This is a genomic window from Leptospira sarikeiensis, assembly GCF_004769615.1.
In the GTDB taxonomy this organism is placed as follows: domain Bacteria; phylum Spirochaetota; class Leptospiria; order Leptospirales; family Leptospiraceae; genus Leptospira_B; species Leptospira_B sarikeiensis.
Genome location: NZ_RQGF01000009.1, coordinates 172,519 through 190,195, shown reverse-complemented (window position 1 = coordinate 190,195; position 17,677 = coordinate 172,519). Strand labels below are relative to the sequence as shown.

The following is a 17,677-nucleotide window of genomic DNA, read 5'->3' as shown; positions in this document are numbered from 1 at the left end:
CGAAAGTGCGAAAAATCTACCTAGCAAACGCTGTGCTTCGTTTTTTCGATTTCGAGGGAAAATTAGATTTCTTTTAAATCACTTGGATGAATATTTTAATAAAATGTTTAATAATTGAGCAATGACAAATAATCGGTATAAAAAATAAGCTAGTAATTCAATTTCTGCTTGTTTATTAGGGGCAAAAATCGTCTCTTTCAGATAGATGGGAGGGAGATGCCAATGCTCCTGACAAATTACCAAACAGATTCATTTTACGACGAGATGTTCTCCGAAGAGGGAGGCATTCGCCAGAGTTATCATACCTTAAAATCCAGGATCGAGGGAATGGATGATAAGGAGCTTTTGAAGCGGAAGGCATCCGCAGAAAAAGCCCTACTTTCTCTCGGGATCACATTCAACGTTTACGGGGATGAGGAAGAAGAAGAAAGGATCATGCCTTTCGATATCATTCCTAGGATCGTAACTTCTTTCGAATGGAAAAAAATGGAAGAAGGCCTTAAACAAAGAATACGAGCTCTCAATCTTTTTATCCAGGACGTTTATGGGGACGAGAAGATCATCAAAGACGGGATCATTCCTGCTGAGATCGTCTATAGTAGTTCCGGTTATTTAAAAGAATGTAAAGGGATTAAACCTCCTAAAGGGATCTGGATCCATATCACAGGAACCGACCTGGTAAGGGACGGGGACGGTAGAATGTTGGTACTTGAGGATAATCTTCGTTGTCCTTCCGGAGTTTCTTATGTATTAGAAAACCGTGAAGTGATGAAAAAGACCTTCCCGGAATTATTTGCGAGTCTTTCTGTTCGCCCTATCTACGATTATCCGATCCGCCTTCGCGGTATGTTGGAACATCTTTCGGATAAATCCAATCCGAACATTGCGGTTTTGACCCCCGGGATCTATAACTCAGCATATTATGAGCATAGTTTCTTAGCTTCTCGTATGGGAGTTCCTTTGGTAGAAGGAACCGATCTAACCGTTAGAGACGATAAATTGTATATGAGGACCACAAAAGGACTCAAACAAGTGGATGTTCTTTATAGACGGATTGATGATATATTCATGGATCCTAAAACATTCAGAAAGGATTCCCTCTTAGGAGTTCCAGGTATATTCGATGTATTCAAAAAAGGGAATGTAGCCCTTGCGAATGCTCCAGGTACTGGAGTCGCAGACGATAAAGTGATCTATTCCTATGTTCCCGATTTTATTAAATATTATCTGGGAGAAGAGCCGATCATTCCGAATGTTCCGACTTATCTCTGTTCTAGAGAAAAAGACCTGAAATATGTTTGTGAAAATATTGGGAACCTAGTAGTAAAAGCTGCGAACGGTGCAGGTGGTTATGGAATGATCATAGGGCCTGTAGCGAGCGAAAAAGAAAAGGAAGAATTTGTAGGGAAAGTAAAAGCGGATCCTAGAAATTATATCGCACAACCTGTATTAAGTTTGTCCCGTATTCCAACATTGATCGAGGATAAATTGGAAGGCAGGCATGTGGACCTAAGACCTTTTATCTTATATGGAGAGGAAATTTACGTGATGCCTGGAGGTTTGACTCGAGTAGCTCTCAGAAGAGGATCTCTCGTTGTGAATTCTTCTCAAGGTGGAGGCTCTAAAGATACCTGGGTCATGGGATGATCTAAAGAGAAGAACTGGCAAAAAGGGGGAATCCCCAAGCGGAACCGAAAAAACATCACAAAACTAGAGAGGTTTCCTGATGCTGAGCCGAGTTGCAGAATCCGTATACTGGATGAATCGTTATATGGAGAGGGCCGAAAATTATTCCCGTTTTTTGGACGTGAATTTTCAACTCTCCTTGGATCTAAACGAGGATTCCAACAGACAATGGATGCCCCTTGTATATACTACTGGGGACAATGAATTATTTTCCAGAAAATACAATTCTCCAAGTAAAGAGAATGTGATCCATTTCATGAGTTTGGATACTGAAAATCCGAATTCTATCATGAATTGCCTGATCAGAGCAAGAGAGAATGCTAGAACCGTACGCGAAAATATTTCCACTCCTATGTGGGAAGTGATCAACGAATTTTATCTTACTATCAAATCCAAACGTAAATTCGAAGAATCCGATATGCCTGGGATCGCGGAGTTTTTCAAAGCGATCCGAAATCAATGTCTATTGTTCTATGGATGCCAGGAGGCTACTATCTCTCATGACGAGGTTTGGCATTTTGCTCTACTTGGAAGGCTTTTAGAAAGAGCGGATAAAACGACCCGTATCTTGGACATGAAATATTTTATCCTTCTTCCTGCGAGAGAAGAGGTCGGCTCTACCTTGGATCTGATCCAATGGCTTTCTTTATTAAAATCCGCAAGCGCTCATGAGATGTTCAACAGGTTTTATACAAGGATCACTCCTAAAAATATCGCGGAGTTCCTGATCTTGGATAAAATTTTTCCAAGAGCGATCCGTTCCTGTCTTGCTAAGGCATTCGATAGTTTAAAGATACTAAGCGGGACCGAGAAGGATAGTTACGGGGACGAGACAGAAAAAAGGGTAGGTGTACTCTTGTCCGAGATGAACTACGCGTCTATTGATGAGATATTTTCATCCGGAATGCATGAGTATTTGGACCAACTCCAGGTGAGATTGAACGGGATTGCGGGCCAATTGGACGAAACCTATTTTAGGAATTAGATCGGTCCTGTTTTAAGTTCTTTTTATATTCGTTTTATATTAAATTTGAAAAGGCGATTCTTTAAAGTATGTCCTTATTAGTTTCCCTCACTCATGAAACTTCGTACGAATACGATAGGCCTGTCGCCTTATCCCCTCATATCATACGTTTGAGGCCGGCTCCTCATTCTAGGACTAGGATCGTATCCTATTCTTTACTTGTGGAACCTTCAGAACAATTCCTGAATTGGCAACAGGATCCTTTCGGGAATTATCAGGCTAGACTCGTATTTCCCAAGAAAACTGAAAAACTGAAAATACTCGTGGACCTAGTCGCAGAGATCCAAGTCATCAATCCTTTCGATTTTTTCTTGGAGCCTGATGCGGAAGAAACTCCTTTTATTTATTCCGATTCTCTCAGAAAAGAACTTCTTCCTTATTTGAGTGCGAGTGATGGAAGTAACTCCCTCGCAAATTATATTTCCGGTTTAAGAAAAGACGGGATACTGAAACCGAAACGGACCGTGGATTTTCTAGTAGGTTTAAACCAAAGAGTATACGAGGACATCTCCTATGTGATCCGAATGGAGCCAGGAGTTCAAACTTGTACCCAAACCTTGGAAAGAAAATCCGGTTCCTGTCGTGACTCTGCATTCTTACTCGTTCAGATCCTAAGACATATTGGTCTTGCCGCTAGATTTGTTTCTGGTTATCTGATCCAATTGAAACCGGATGAGGTGGCGCTTAACGGACCTGCGGGGCCAAAAGAAGATTTTACCGATCTTCATGCATGGGCAGAAGTGTTTTTACCTGGGGCAGGATGGATCGGTCTTGATCCTACATCCGGTTTATTTGCAGGAGAAGGACATATTCCTTTAGCGGCTGTGCCCGAGCCTGGTAGTGCATCTCCAGTATTCGGTTATTCAGATCCTGCCGAGTCCAAATTCGGATTCAGAATGGAAGTCAAACGATTCCAAGAATCTCCTAGGGTTACTAAACCTTATTCTGATCCTTCCTGGGATCGAGTGTTGAAGATAGGGAAACATCTGGATGAAAGATGCAAAAAAAATGATATTCGCGTCTCGATTGGAGGGGAACCGACTTTTATTTCCGACACGGACAGGCAAGATCCACAATGGAATACCGCGGCTCTCGGAAAAGAAAAATTAGAATTCGGAGAAACACTTCTTTCCAAACTCCGTAAACAATTTTCTCCAGGATCGATCGTTCAAGTCACTCAAGGAAAATGGTATCCTGGAGAACCTTTACCTCGTTGGTCCTTGAATACTTTTTGGAGAAAGGACGGAGAAAAATTATGGAGTAAAGAAGAGTTATTCTCTTCTTCCGCAGAAAATAAAAAAAGTGACCTGGATGAAAAATTAGAAAGTTCGGAAACTTTCGGAGACGAGATCTGCAAGGCTTTAGGAATTTCTCCCAAACATAAGGTTTCTTTATACGAGGACGGTTTTTATTATCTTTGGAAAGAAGGTCAATTGCCTGAGTGGAAAAATCCTAAGGACAAGGATTTTGAATCCGAAAATTTTTCTTTCGAATCTTTAGAGAGGAAGAAGGTCCTTTCTCTTATGGATCGGGACTTTAAGCTAAAAAAAGCGATCGCGATCCCATTACAATTTAATTATGCAAAATCGGAATGGGAAAGTTCCGAATGGAAATACAAACGGGAAAAATTATATTTAATTCCTGGGGACGGGCCTGCAGGATTCAGACTTCCTTTCTCTTCTATCTCGGATAATTTTCGTCCGAATGCAGTGCTTACCGATATTTCTAAAAGTAAAAAACTTAGTTCCAAAAAAGATCTACAGAATGTTTTAGAAAAAAGATATAAAAAAGAGCCTAAATTTTTTCCGGAAGGAAAAGAACTTCCGATCAGGACAACTTTGGTCATCGAGCCTAGACTTGGTGCAATCCGGATCTTTTTACCTCCTGTAGAAGGAATAGAACCTTGGTTGGATCTAATTTCCTCCTTGGAGTTTGCGGCGGAAAAAGCAGGGATCCAAATCGTATTAGAAGGTTATGAACCTCCTTCCGATCCTAGATTAGGGCTATTTCGTATAACTCCTGATCCAGGGGTGCTGGAAGTGAATTTACATCCTTCTTCCAGTTTTAAGGAATTGGAAGAAAAGACCAGAATTCTCTATGAAGAAGCAAGAGAGCTAGGCTTAAGTGCAGAAAAATTCCTGATCGATGGAAGACATACCGGGACTGGAGGCGGAAATCATATCACCGTGGGTTCCATGTCTCCGGATGATAGTCCTTTCTTAAGAAGACCGGATCTCCTCAGAAGTTTAGTCAGCTATTGGCAACATCATCCTTCTCTTTCTTATTTATTTTCGGGATTATTTATAGGCCCTACATCTCAGGCTCCTCGTTTGGATGAAGGAAGAGACGAGATCTTATATGAATATGAATTAGCGGCTTCTCAATTAGATAAAATTAAAGAACCGAATCCATGGCTTGTGGATCGATTGTTCCGAAATCTACTCGTGGATCTGACTGGGAACACTCATAGGGCCGAAATTTCCATAGACAAACTGTATCCTCCTATGGGTTCTCGTTTGGGCCTTGTGGAATTAAGAGGATTTGAAATGCCTCCTCATTACAAAATGAGTGTGGTACAACAACTTCTGGTACTTTCTTTACTCTGTAGATTTTGGGAAAAACCGTATGTGCATCCTCCGATCCATTGGGGCACTGAACTTCATGATCGTTTTCTGCTACCTCATTATGTATGGAGCGATTTTAAAAATGTTCTGAAAGATCTAAAAGAACATGGTTTCGCCTTCCAAGAAGAGGAGTTCCTGCCTTTTTTCGAATTCCGTTTTCCTGTGTATGGTAAAACCCAAAGGGAAGAAGTTTTTATGGAACTTAGAATGGCCTTAGAGCCATGGAATGTTTTAGGTGAAGAGTCTTCTTCCTTCGGGACATCTAGGGCCGTGGATTCTGCATTAGAAAGATTGCAAGTAAAGGTAGAAGGTTGGAGCGATCGTTATATTTTAAGTTGTAACGGATATGAAGTTCCTCTTCGTTCGACAGGAAGAAAAGGAGAAGCTGTTTCAGGGATCCGATTTAAGGCTTGGACTCCTGTTTTCACATTACATCCGAATTTACCGGTACATACTCCTCTTGTATTCGATGTATGGGATACTTGGTCATCTCGTCCATTGGGCGGTTGTAGATACTACGTTTCTCATCCTGGAGGAAGAGCATACGATACTTTTCCTGTGAATTCTTTCGAAGCGGAGTCTAGAAGAATTTCCAGATTCTTAGCGGACGGACATTCTGCAGAGAACGGTTCTGCCCCCAAACGTTTGGATCATGCAAGCGGATATACGATGGACCTTCGTTGGATCTAGTTTTGTATCAGTAGTGTCACGGCATGATCGATTTTTTAGAATCGTTTCATTCTTAAGGGTAACTTTCATCCGTTTATCATGTAAGATTGTCCCTTCGTATTGAAAACTGAGACCTTATCTCAAAAAATGTTGCCGCCAAGCCTAGGCATATAATCTTGATTCAGAAAGATAAAGCCCAGCCGAGGGAATATGCGACGAAGCCAATCTATCCTTAGCGGAAATTTTAAAGGCCGCTTCCGAAATAAACTTTCTTTAAGTTTTGTTTCTATTCTTCTTTTCCTTTCTTTCTCTTCTTCTTGTTCTCATAAAAACTCCGCATCTGCTGCAGCTGGAACGAACGGATATCTATATCAGATGTTCAATTCATTCGATCCTAGATCTATTCTCCAAAATTTAGGAACGAATACGATCCCTCCCTTATTTGCAAATTTGGAATTGAGTAGGGCAGCATTAGTTGATGCAACGGATGATGTTTGCGGGGGAGATTCTCTATCTTCTGCTCAGGCCGCCTGGACAAATCATATGAGCGATCTGAAAAAGGTGGAGCCTTTTAGGTTCGGAGCTTCTCTTGCTCATTTCTCCAGAATGGATCCTTTTTTGATCAATTATTTAGTGGAGTCTCCACCTAACAGTGATGAGTTGGATTTTTTGGACTCTTTCGGAGGCGTGGACGTTTCTGACGCTCAATTATACATCAATCAAATAAAGAATAAATCCAAAGGGATCAGTGCGATTGAATATTTGCTATTTAGTAGACCAGGAGTAAATCGTGGAACTTCTCCTAGTTGTTCCGATTTTCCTGGAAGCCCGAATAGGGCGGCACTTGTTCGAGCCTTAGTTTTGGACTATAGCGGACATGCGAAGAGTGTAACCGACCTTTGGGATATTTCCGGAACAAATCCTTACGGGGCTCAATTGGCGAATGCAGGCAGCGGAAATTCTGCCGTTTTTCCGAGTTCCGGTTCCGCGTTAGACGCTATTCTTTCCGGAACGGTTCAGCTTCTCACTACAATGAAAGATGGAAAGTTGGAGATGCCTGGAGGATTTTCAGGAGGGGGAAACGGCTCTTCCCCTAAAACATATCGAGCAGAATCCAGGTTTTCTGGAAATTCATTTCAAAATCTAATAGATAACCTAAGCACTTTTAAAGCGATCTACACTGGAAACGGAACTGGCGTCGGGCTTTCCGATTACGTGAAATTTTATAGTCCTGCCTTAGATTCTGAGATCCTAATGGAGATTGCTGAATTGGAAACTCATTTGGCTGCGATCGTTCCTGCTTCTGCATGGGGAAGTCCCAATACGTCAGCCATCAAAGCATCTATCTCCGACCTTAGCGCTTTATTAACTATTTTGAATACTGAATTGGCTGCCCTTACCGGTTCCGGACCAGTTTCCGGAGGACCTGGAGGGGACGGGGATTGATGTTTAAAAAATTTGTTCGTTCTTTTTTCGTTTTAAGTATTTTATTTTTTTCTAATTCTATTCTTTTTTCCCAACCAAATGGAAGTTCCGCTGAAACGGACGAGTCTCCCAAAACGGATGTTTCAAAGGAAAACGAAACTCTCGCAGAAAAAAGAAGAAGGTTTTTGGAAAGTGGACAGATCAATGTGATCGGATCCAAAGACGACGATATTAAAAAGATCCCAGGCTCCGCAAATGTTATCGGCAAGAAGATCCTAAAGGAAACAAACCCGATCGATTCTATGGAAGCATTGCGTAGGGTTCCGGGAGCTACGATCCGTTATCAGGATGCGGTTGGTTTGACTCCGAATATCGCATTTAGAGGTGTGAGTAATGAAGAGTCTCGAAAAACTTTAATTTTAGAAGACGGAGTATTCACTTCTCTCAGTCCCTACGGACAACCTGAAAGTTATTTTATTCCTCATATCGATAGAATGGAAAGGGTGGAAGTCGTAAAAGGTTCCGGCTCCATTTTATTCGGACCTACTACTTTGGGTGGGATCGTAAACTATGTGACACGCAAACCTCCCGAAAAACCAACTTTCAGTTCTAAAGTGATCGGTGGGATGAACGGTTATGCTTCCAGTTTACTCCAATATGGAGGAACTGTCCAAAATACGAATACCGCTTATGATATTTCCTATATGCATAATCAAGGAAGTGGATTTAGGGATTATCAAGGTTTTAGAGTAAACGATCTGAACTTAAAGTTGATGCAAAAGTTGGGGGAGAAGGATTCTGTTTTTCTAAAATACCAATCTTACCAGCAAGAATCTCAATCCACATATTTAGGATTAAGCCAAGGTCTCTATTGGAAAAATCCAAGGATCAATCCTGCTCGTTATGACCAGAAATCGATAGAAAGACAGGCTGCTGTAATCGGTCACGATCACACATTCAATGAAAATTGGAAAATGATCACAAGAGCCTATTGGACAAACGTGGGTTTCTTATTTAGGCAAGAATCCTATTCTTATAATAACCAAACCGAATTCGGTTTTGCAGCAAGGCCTCCAGAGAATGCTTTCGGAGTATATGCACCGGATCTGATCGGAAATCAGCCTGGAGATGTGATCTATATGCTGAATTCCACTCCCAACCGTCATTCTTTCTTTAGAACAGGCGGTTTGGAGAGTAAGGTAGAAGGTAAGTTTAATACATTCGGATTGGATCACGAGATCGCTTTCGGCGCAAGAATGCATTATGAAACGGTAAATGCAGCGAATAACACGTTTCCTTATCCGAATATGACAAAGGGTCTTACTACTCAGCAGCAAAATAGAAATGCGAGAGCGTACGCTTTATACGTTCAAGACTCTATCAAGCTCACTGATAAATTCAAAGTAATCCCCGGAGTTCGCTACGAACATATTTTCCAAGGTGTATACACTCATAGAAGACTTGCGACTGCAGATGATGTGAGTAAAGGAAATGCAAATACGGTAGGACAATCCATCTTAGTAAACGATGCGAATGAAACCTATACTAAAGTGGTCCTGCCTGGGATTGGATTGACCTTTGATATAACTGACAAATTTATCTGGTTTGCGGGAGCACATACTGCATTCTCTCCTCCTACATTCTCTACAGTTCAAAACCCTGCATTAGGTTTAGGTTATAAACTTAGTGCGGAAAGATCCAATAATTACGAAACAGGATTTAGAGGAAATATCACTAGATACTTCTACACTCAAATAAGTACATACGCTTTATATTTTTCGAATCAGATCGTAAATACGAATGAGGCCGGTTCCGGGATCGGCGCGGTCCCGATCAACGCAGGAAGATCCGTCAACCGAGGTGTAGAGAGTAACTTCGTATTTGACTTCGGAAAATTCGCAGAGTCCAGATGGGAAATTCCATTGGAGTTTACATATTCTTATACTAAGGCGATTTCCACAACCTATGTGCCTGTAGGAACGATCCAAAATCCTGATGGAACAGTAAGTATCACGAACCAGCCGTTATACACGATCAACTCCGCGGGGAATTTGATCAAAGTAAATACGAACGGGAATTATTTACCGTACGTTCCGATGAATACTTTTATTGGAGCGATCGGATTTAAAAGTCCTCACGGATTTTACGCAAGAGTAGAATACCAATACTTTGATAAACAGTATTCCGATCTTCAGAATACGAAAAACCAAAGCACTGATGGAAGCCAAGGAATTGTTCCTGCCTACGGGATTTGGAATGCAGATTTTGGATACGAGGCTCCAGGAGGAAGATGGTCCATTTTCGTGAATGGAAAAAATCTGGAAGATAGAGTCTATATTTCCGGAAGACTTCCGGTAGGGATCCAACAAGGACCTTATAGGCAGATCAATATTGGAGCGACTCTAAAGATAGATTGATCTTTTTCTTCTTCTTTTGTTTTGCATTCCTTCTATTTTTTACGCAAAATGCGGAGCGAAAATCTAGGTGAAAAAATTTAACTTTCGCCAACACTTTCAGCGCCCTAAAAAAATCCTGTCTGATTTTTGAGCAAAAACTTCCGGGAACCTTTCGAAAGGATGGAAAAAATCTGACGGGGAGGGAAAATGTCTCCCGGAAGATGAACCAGAGAACTTCCCAAGCCGCTAATTTACTTTCGGGGTACAAGCCTAGTCCCGAAGTGTATGATGAATTATGCCTTCCGGACGGAAAGTCCCGGGAGAAATACGAATTTTTACTTCGTTCTCTGAATCATTTGGGCGGAGCGGAATTAAGACGCAGAAAAGAAGATAGTCTTCGTATCCTAAAGGAAAGCGGAGTAACGTATAATGTTTACGGAGACGAGAGAGAAAGAGTTTGGGGGCTAGATCTTTTTCCTCTTCTCATGGACAGCAAAGAATGGGAAGGGATTGAAAGAGGGCTTGTCCAAAGATCCGAATTACTTAATGAAATTTTAAAGGACGTATACGGTCCTAAACGATTATTACTCGAGAAAAAAATCCCTCACGAGGTGTTATTCCAATCCGGAGGATTTCTAAGGGCCTGTGCTCCTGTTTATGATTTTACGAATTTCAGATTAGCATTCGTCGCAACGGACGTAAGCCGGGATCATCAAGGGAATTTTTATGTGATCGGAGATCGGGTCCAGGCACCTTCAGGTTCCGGCTATGCTTTAGAAAATAGGATCGTTCTTTCTCGTATATTTCCGTCCTTATACAGAGACTCTCAGGTGCATCGGGTCGCATTATACTTCCGTGCGCTCAGAAGAACATTAAACTCTTTTGCTGCGAATCGAGATAGAGAACCTCTGATCATTCTCTTAACTCCAGGTCCTGGAAACGAAACGTACTTTGAACACGCTTATCTTGCAGGATATCTAGGATATACTCTTGCCCAGTCCGAGGACTTGACTGTTCGAGACAATAGAGTTTATCTCAAAACGATCGAAGGTCTTCAGCAGGTGGATGTGATCTTCCGTAGGGTAGATGATTGGTATATGGATCCTTTGGAATTGAAAGGGGATTCTTTACTCGGCGTTCCTGGGATCTTGGGAGCTGTTCGTGCGGGGCATGTGACTGTAGCAAATCCGATTGGTTCCGGATTTTTAGAGAACCGTGCTGTGCATGCATATCTTCCTAGTTTGTCTAAATTTTATTTGGGAGAAGATCTCATTCTTCCGAATGTTCCAACACATTGGTTGGGAGATGAAAGATCCAGAGAAGAAGTTTTCTCTAATCCATATAAATATGCGATCAAACCGGCCATTCGTTCCCCACTGGATCCTTCTATCTTCCTTTCTACCTTAAGCGAGAAAGAAAGAGAAGAGTTAAGGCTAAAAGTGCAAGCTAGGCCGGAGAGATATGTTGCGCAGGAGATACTATCCGGCTCTACCTGTCCTATTTTTTCGGGAGACTCGGAAGAACTTCTTACCGGGAAATCCGTTTTAAGAACATTCACCTGTCTTTCCGAGAATGGATACACTAGTATGCCTGGTGGTCTTGTGAGGGTTTCTCCTAAACCGGACGAACTTATCATTACCAACCAAAGAGGTGCGATCTCTAAAGATCTTTGGATCCTTTCTTCCGAAGAGAAAAAAGAATTCAGTCTTATGCCTGGTCAGATCGGAAGGATCCCACTCAAAAGAAAGGGTTCCGGAATTCCAAGCAGGGTCGCAGACAATATGTTCTGGATGGGACGTTATGCGGAACGTGCGGAGAATATGTCCAGATTACTCAGAGAGGCCGTGCATAAGATCCTAGAAGCTGAGGAATCCTATGAGAAGGAACAATATTCTATGCTTCTCGGGATCCTGGATCAACTTTCAGGATATAGTATAGGTTTCTTCGATCCTTCCAATGGAGCTGAATCTATGGATACGATCCGAGAGAAGGTATTCCAATTGGCGACTTCTCCGTATTCTTCCGGAAGTATCCGTCACGATCTGAATTTCTTTGTAGGTTCTTCCAAAGCGGTTCGAGACAGGATCTCTGACGATACACGTTATCTGATCTCCAAACTAGAATCCGAATCTCCTCGAAACTCCAGTTATGATGAAGTGTTGGAATACCTACAAAAATTAGTGAACTTATTCGCTTCTCTATCCGGACTCGCAAATGAGAGTATGAGCCGTGAGACAGGATATTACTTCCTGGATATGGGAAAAAGATTGGAGAGAGCACAATTTCTAGCTAGGTTTGTGCTCTCCGCGATAGAAAGATCTTCTTTATATAATAAGAGTATGTTCGAAAGTTTATTGAACGTAAACGATATTCGGATCACTTACAGAAGACGTTATAAATATAGAATAGAAGCTGAATCTGTTTTGGATATTCTTCTATTTGATGAAAGTAACCCTCGCTCGTTAGCATTCCAGTTGGAAAAATTAAGAGAGAACACATTGTTCTCTTTCACAGGAAAAGAAGAAGAGATCTCGGAAGAGATCCAAAGATTGACCGATGTCTTGGTCCGTTTCTCGGAAGAAGATGCGAAACGTATCTTCGAATACGCGGATCCTGCGGGAGGTCTTCGTAGATGGTTGGGAGATATTTTAGATCAGCTAAAATCCGTTTCGGATGCTGTTGCAGGAAAATATTTCCGTTACGTGGAAAACCAAGTCAGATTGGGAGGACCTTATGGCTGAGTATTCCGTTCGTCATTTAACTCATTATACTTACGAGAAAGAAGTGTCTCACTGTTTGAACTTGGCCCATCTTTGTCCGACTTCTAACGATAGACAGATCTGTAGGGAATTAAAGATCCAAATTCTTCCTAAACCGAAATACACCGAATTCAGAACGGATTATTTCGGAAATACTGTATATTCTTTCGCGGTGGAAATTCCTCATAAGGTATTATCCGTAACCGCTGAGGCAAAAGTTTCCACTTCGGAACCGGAAAAGAAAAAATCCCCGGTTTCGATCACTGCGAATGAAATATTAAAAAAACTGAAATCAGTCCAAGAGAAAGATGATATAGAATCGATGGAATTTATAGGAGATTCTCTCTTCGTGAATCGTTCGACATCTTATAGGAATTTTTTAGAAAAATATCTTCCGATGGATAAACCTTATACCGAGGGAGTCCTGGAATACGTGAGGAGATTTCGGGAAGATTTTAAATTCAAAGCGGGAAGCACGAATATTTATACTCCCCTCGACGAAGTTTTAGAAAAGAAAGAAGGAGTCTGCCAGGATTTTACTCATTTATCCATCGCGGCTTTTCGTTCTATGGGACTTCCTTGTAAATACGTTTCCGGTTATATAGAAACATATCCTCCTCCAGGAAAACCTAAACTAAGAGGAAGTGATGCGACCCATGCTTGGATCTCTGTATATTGCCCGGGAGAAGGTTGGTTCGATTTCGATCCGACAAACGGCAAAGCGATCACGGACGAATATATCCATACTTCTTTAGGCAGGGATTTTTCCGACGTTTCTCCTTTAAAGGGGATCTTGTTCGGCGGAGGAAAACATAAACTCAAAGTGGAAGTAGATGTTTCTCAGTTAGGAGATCCGACAGTAATCGGAAATCATATCTGATGTGTAGAAATAGAGAAAGTCACAAATAGAGTTTTTTCTCTTCACTAAACGATACAAACCGGAGACGTGGGTAACAAAATAGATCGGTTACAAATGGTTGGATTGCTGCTGCAAAGGTCATACGTTGGGCGGCTCCTTCGGACCAGGCTGCTACGGGTTCGCGCATTCGCGCTCATCCGGTAAACCGAACTTAAGCCCTTCGCATCCTTGCCGCGGATGTAAAACCTCTGTGATCTCAGTGCCTCTGTGCGAACCGAAAATACGCAAACAAGTTTCGCACAGAGTTCACGGAGCACACAGAGTATTCCACGCAAAGCCGTGAAAGGAAGAAAATTCTTCCGTTAGATATCCAATACCTTTTTATCTTCGCGTTTTCGCGTGAGAAAAAGAATAGAGAAAATGATGAGAAAGACAATGAGCATGAACTAGTAAAGCGACAGGGATCGTAGCATAAATCCGGCGATGCGCCATGGTGATAACACGAGTTGCTAAATTAGAAAAGGGTAATGGTGCTTCGCTGATTGGAGCGTAGAGCCCGGTCATGACGAAGTCAGGAGTCGCCTTAGGAGTCGAATAGAATATTATGTAGGAATTCCTACATTTGCTTAAGAGAATTGAACCTATAACGAAAAAAGCCCTCCTTTTTAGGGGAGGGCAATGGATCAGGTACTGGGAATAATATCAGACAGGTGCTAAGTCGCCTGAAACGAATCTTTTCCAAGTGTTCAATGCAACTTTGTAATCCGATTCCGCTTCTTTAACCGCTTTTTTGCCTGCTTCTTCTTTTACGGACTTTAGATTGATCAGTCTTGCTTGAGATTCCTGAACGGAATTACGTAAAGCTTCCAATCTTTCTTCGAATCCTTGGCTTAAAGTTTCGGATTTAGCCTCGAGTTTATCTCTAAGAGATTTTTCATCCATAACCATTTTTTTACGAAGGATCTGTTCTTCTGAAATAGTTTTTCTATCACTTGCGAGCCCGAAGAAGGCGAAAGTATTGATCAACCATTTGGTAGGATCATAATCGAACCAACGGATCCCGTTTCTGTAGTCCGCCTGGAACTCGTGGTGGAAGTTATGATATCCTTCTCCGAAAGTGAAAAGAGCGATGATCCAATTATCTTTCGCAGTATGTTTGTCAGAGAAAGGTTGAGCTCCCTTATAATGAGCCAAAGAGTTAATGAAGAAGGTCATATGATGGTTGACCGCAATTCTTAAAGTTGCAGCCAAGAATAACCCGCCCAAAATATCTCCCCAAATCGCACAAAGGATCATAGGGAAGAAAAATCCCATGAAGATAGCGATCAGGTAATAATAGTCGTCTTGGAACTTCACCCATTTGTCTTCGTATAGATCGTTTACGTTTACCGGAGTTCTATGATCTCTGTTCTCGAATAACCAAAGAATATGAGCATACCAGAATCCTTTAGTGATCGCATACGGATCTTCTTCTTTGTCCACATATCTATGGTGGATCCTATGATCTGAACTCCATTCGATTACGGACTGTTGGAAAGCAGCAGCTCCGAACAATAGATAAAAAAGTTTTACCGGTAAAGAAGCCTTATAAGCTCTATGCGAAAATAGACGGTGGTATCCGCCAGTGATCGCAAGCCCTGTGGCTGCGGTCATAAAAAGATAAACAAGCCAAGTATTTAAAGGGATACCTCTGGTTAATAATAGGTATCCTGTCCCAATGACTCCGATGATAGGAGTCGCTATTAAGAAGATTGTGGTCTTCAACGCAAATTTCTTTTTCGTTTGTTCCATGTCGGCTTTTCCCGTCTTGGTTTTTCTGATAAGAGCGTAAACCAGGTCCCAGGTTGCGAAAAAAATCCAAAATTTGGAATTTTTCCGGCTCGGGTCCTATACCGCTCAAAAATCTGTTTTTTCCTGGGGAGTTCCTACCATCATGGAAATCCGGGCTTAAGCCCGAGGGAGATCCGCTTTGAGGGAAGAATTATTTCAACTCATTCAGACCCACGCCTATAGGTTCAGAGAGGAACCGTTCACCTTGGCGAGTGGTCGTAAATCCAGGCATTATTTTAATTGTAAGGAAATCACTCTTCATCCTCAAAGATTGGAATTACTTTGTAAGTATATTGTCCAAAAACATCTTCCGGAATCCGGTCTAGATAATGAAGAAGCCTTCGGTGGCTTGACTATGGGCGCGGACCCGATCTGCTTTGGGATCTCTTTGGAGTATCGAAAACAGTCTAAGGATGTGTTTCCGTTGATCGTTAGAAAACAAGCCAAGGATCATGGTACGAAAAATTTGGTGGAAGGCGGAGTGAATGCAGTCCGTTCCTGTGTGGTGGTGGACGATGTGATCACTACCGGAGGTTCTACCTTACAAGCGATCAAAAGCCTAAGGGATGCTGGTTTAGAAGTGAAAGCGTGTATTTGTATTTTGGATAGAGAAGAAGGTGGTCGCGTGGCGATCGAAGAAGAAGGGATCAAAGTATTCCCTCTATTTAAAAAATCAGAGTTTGGAAGTTTAGAATAATTTATGTCCTCCTTTAAATACGATTCTCCCGTTTTTCGTAAAAAACTTCTGATCCGTACAGGGCTTGTTCTTTCTGTATTTATCGTTTTTATCGCAGTCAGCTTCACTCAGGTGGAATTGGATAAAAGAACTACATTCCTTTCTACGTATTGTCTTTTGAGCGGAGTTCTTATACTCATCCTTCTTAAAAATTATAGAAAACAACTAAAGATATTAGAAGGGGCTAAAGTAGAACTGGATCGTTCTTCTTTAAAACAATGGAATGCAAAAGGCCAGTGTATGGAATTTGAATATTCCGATCTGGATTCTATCGAAAAGGATAGATTCAGAGGTTACGAACGTATCCTTCTAATCTCCAAACAAGGAACTTATATCCCGATCTTAAATTTGGAGAATATGGACGAGTTCCTTAAAGAGTTAGAGCAGAAATCCGGTAAGACAGCAAAAATTTTCGAAGAAAATACTAAGGTGCTTAGTTGGAAAACTTTGATCGCATTTGTTCCTTCTATCGGAGCTGCGATCGCTTACGGAAGCGGGTATTGGAAAGAAAAACAAGACGCTCTATTCATCGTATTTATAGTAAACGCTCTACTATTCCTATTATATTTCCCTAAAGATAGAATGGATACCGGATATTCCGCGAGAAGGCGTTATATCTTTATCCTAGTAGTCTTACTAGTCGTGTTTGTAGCTCGTTATTTCGAGATTGTTTAATGTTGGATCGATCCTGAATTGGTAATACCTTTCAGGATATTCATCTTTTTCTGAGCGAGTCTTCTTAGTTCGGTCATTTCATCCGTATAATTTCTGAGAAGAGGATCCAGATGTGTATGGTTTTCCATCGTATGGATACTGTCTCTGACATATTTCAGATCTTCGAAAGTCACAAGTTTCCCGCTTAAGATCAATTTACGGATCGTATCGAACTCGTATTTTCTTAAGTGGATCCTCACTAAAAACTCTACCGAAAATTTAGAAGTTAATCTGGACCAAGGACTTTTGGGATTGAATGCTACTTCGTTTGAAGCGACCGCATCTGCTGCTCTTTTGAATCCGAGAGGGGAACCAGAACTGTTTCCTCCGATAGAAGAGATCTCGTAATCCGGAATATCCCTTGCAACAGTTACAGGAGTTCCTGCCCTTTCTAAAACTTCCGCTAGTACGTTTCTGCGCCTATTATCGTCGTAATCGTTTGGAGCAGCTGTCAATACTCTTTGGTATTCTTCCAACATCACTGCGATATTGATGAACCTTCCTAAAGGAGTGTTATTATGTTCTTTGATCTTTGGAAATAATTCTCGTGTGATCTGAAAAGGTGATTTTCTTTTGTAGTAAGTCGCTTCGTAGGCTTTTTCTAATTTTTTCTCAGCAAATCCTTTCAGATCATTTACGATTTTTAGATCCGCATAGATATAAGCGTCGACCCCAAGATCTTGTTCTCTGGAATTTTTGGAAGATTCAGGCAATACGATCTTTATAATGAAGATGTATTTTGCTTCCTTAAGCATTTCCAGGGTTTGGCGAATTTCATAAATGTCCCGGGAAAAAAATGCGATCATATCCTTCAAAAAACTATCTGAAGAAGGGATCCGGTTGTCCTCTTGTTGATTGATCTTCTTGATCTCTTCCGCAAGTTCCAGAGCGATTTCTAGCTGAGTAGCCATAGAAAAAATACCTTACTTCCTGGCTTTCTGGGAATCAAGAGAGT

Annotated in this window: 11 protein-coding genes; 9 read left to right on the top strand and 2 right to left on the bottom strand. The window is 41.4% G+C overall.

Annotated elements, in window-relative coordinates:
- The first annotated feature begins 222 nt into the window (after positions 1–222).
- The 7 genes from EHQ64_RS03940 (at position 223) to EHQ64_RS03910 (ending at position 13,463) form a co-directional block, all read left to right on the top strand.
- Positions 223–1,647, top strand: coding sequence for a circularly permuted type 2 ATP-grasp protein (locus tag EHQ64_RS03940; protein ID WP_135648198.1), 1,425 nt, complete (start codon positions 223–225; stop codon positions 1,645–1,647).
- 79 nt (positions 1,648–1,726) lie between these two features.
- Positions 1,727–2,671 carry an alpha-E domain-containing protein gene (locus EHQ64_RS03935; protein ID WP_135648197.1) on the top strand — a complete coding sequence of 315 codons (945 nt, stop codon included), beginning with the start codon at positions 1,727–1,729 and terminating at the stop codon, positions 2,669–2,671.
- A 68-nt stretch (positions 2,672–2,739) separates the two neighbouring features.
- On the top strand, positions 2,740–6,024 hold the full coding sequence (locus EHQ64_RS03930; RefSeq protein ID WP_135648196.1) for a transglutaminase family protein: 3,285 nt from the start codon (positions 2,740–2,742) through the stop codon (positions 6,022–6,024).
- 189 nt (positions 6,025–6,213) lie between these two features.
- Complete coding sequence (locus EHQ64_RS03925) at positions 6,214–7,449, top strand: imelysin family protein (RefSeq protein ID WP_135648195.1); 1,236 nt, start codon at positions 6,214–6,216, stop codon at positions 7,447–7,449.
- Positions 7,449–9,845: a TonB-dependent receptor family protein gene (locus tag EHQ64_RS03920; RefSeq protein WP_135648194.1), complete on the top strand. Its 2,397-nt coding sequence runs from the start codon at positions 7,449–7,451 to the stop codon at positions 9,843–9,845. Before EHQ64_RS03925 ends, EHQ64_RS03920 begins: the two co-directional genes overlap by 1 nt.
- Before the next feature lie 200 nt (positions 9,846–10,045).
- The gene (locus EHQ64_RS03915) at positions 10,046–12,565 is read left to right on the top strand and encodes a circularly permuted type 2 ATP-grasp protein (protein ID WP_135648193.1); all 2,520 of its coding nucleotides are present in this window, start codon (positions 10,046–10,048) and stop codon (positions 12,563–12,565) included.
- The gene (locus tag EHQ64_RS03910) at positions 12,558–13,463 is read left to right on the top strand and encodes a transglutaminase family protein (RefSeq protein ID WP_135648192.1); all 906 of its coding nucleotides are present in this window, start codon (positions 12,558–12,560) and stop codon (positions 13,461–13,463) included. The genes EHQ64_RS03915 and EHQ64_RS03910 overlap by 8 nt, the downstream gene beginning before the upstream one ends.
- Positions 13,464–14,144: 681 nt before the next feature.
- On the opposite strand, the gene EHQ64_RS03905 is transcribed toward EHQ64_RS03910, so the two are convergent.
- Complete coding sequence (locus EHQ64_RS03905) at positions 14,145–15,233, bottom strand: acyl-CoA desaturase (RefSeq protein WP_135648191.1); 1,089 nt, start codon at positions 15,231–15,233, stop codon at positions 14,145–14,147.
- 178 nt (positions 15,234–15,411) lie between these two features.
- Here EHQ64_RS03905 and pyrE point away from each other — a divergent pair, with 178 nt between their 5' ends.
- Positions 15,412–15,969 (top strand): orotate phosphoribosyltransferase, encoded by a 558-nt coding sequence (gene pyrE / locus EHQ64_RS03900; RefSeq protein ID WP_135648190.1) that lies wholly within the window; start codon positions 15,412–15,414, stop codon positions 15,967–15,969.
- A 3-nt stretch (positions 15,970–15,972) separates the two neighbouring features.
- On the top strand, positions 15,973–16,683 hold the full coding sequence (locus EHQ64_RS03895; protein WP_135648189.1) for a hypothetical protein: 711 nt from the start codon (positions 15,973–15,975) through the stop codon (positions 16,681–16,683).
- On the opposite strand, the gene EHQ64_RS03890 is transcribed toward EHQ64_RS03895, so the two are convergent.
- Positions 16,680–17,633 (bottom strand): hypothetical protein, encoded by a 954-nt coding sequence (locus tag EHQ64_RS03890; RefSeq protein WP_135648188.1) that lies wholly within the window; start codon positions 17,631–17,633, stop codon positions 16,680–16,682. The genes EHQ64_RS03895 and EHQ64_RS03890 overlap by 4 nt on opposite strands.
- Positions 17,634–17,677: the final 44 nt, after the last annotated feature.

Excerpts from the sequence above, each read along its gene's own strand:
- EHQ64_RS03930 (WP_135648196.1), top strand. The coding sequence starts at position 2,740 with ATGTCCTTATTAGTTTCCCTCACTCATGAAACTTCGTACGAATACGAT.
- EHQ64_RS03935 (WP_135648197.1), top strand. The coding sequence starts at position 1,727 with ATGCTGAGCCGAGTTGCAGAATCCGTATACTGGATGAATCGTTATATG.
- EHQ64_RS03920 (WP_135648194.1), top strand. The coding sequence starts at position 7,449 with ATGTTTAAAAAATTTGTTCGTTCTTTTTTCGTTTTAAGTATTTTATTT.
- EHQ64_RS03915 (WP_135648193.1), top strand. The coding sequence starts at position 10,046 with ATGAACCAGAGAACTTCCCAAGCCGCTAATTTACTTTCGGGGTACAAG.
- EHQ64_RS03890 (WP_135648188.1), bottom strand. The coding sequence starts at position 17,633 with ATGGCTACTCAGCTAGAAATCGCTCTGGAACTTGCGGAAGAGATCAAG.
- EHQ64_RS03905 (WP_135648191.1), bottom strand. The coding sequence starts at position 15,233 with ATGGAACAAACGAAAAAGAAATTTGCGTTGAAGACCACAATCTTCTTA.
- EHQ64_RS03895 (WP_135648189.1), top strand. The coding sequence starts at position 15,973 with ATGTCCTCCTTTAAATACGATTCTCCCGTTTTTCGTAAAAAACTTCTG.
- EHQ64_RS03925 (WP_135648195.1), top strand. The coding sequence starts at position 6,214 with ATGCGACGAAGCCAATCTATCCTTAGCGGAAATTTTAAAGGCCGCTTC.
- EHQ64_RS03910 (WP_135648192.1), top strand. The coding sequence starts at position 12,558 with ATGGCTGAGTATTCCGTTCGTCATTTAACTCATTATACTTACGAGAAA.
- EHQ64_RS03940 (WP_135648198.1), top strand. The coding sequence starts at position 223 with ATGCTCCTGACAAATTACCAAACAGATTCATTTTACGACGAGATGTTC.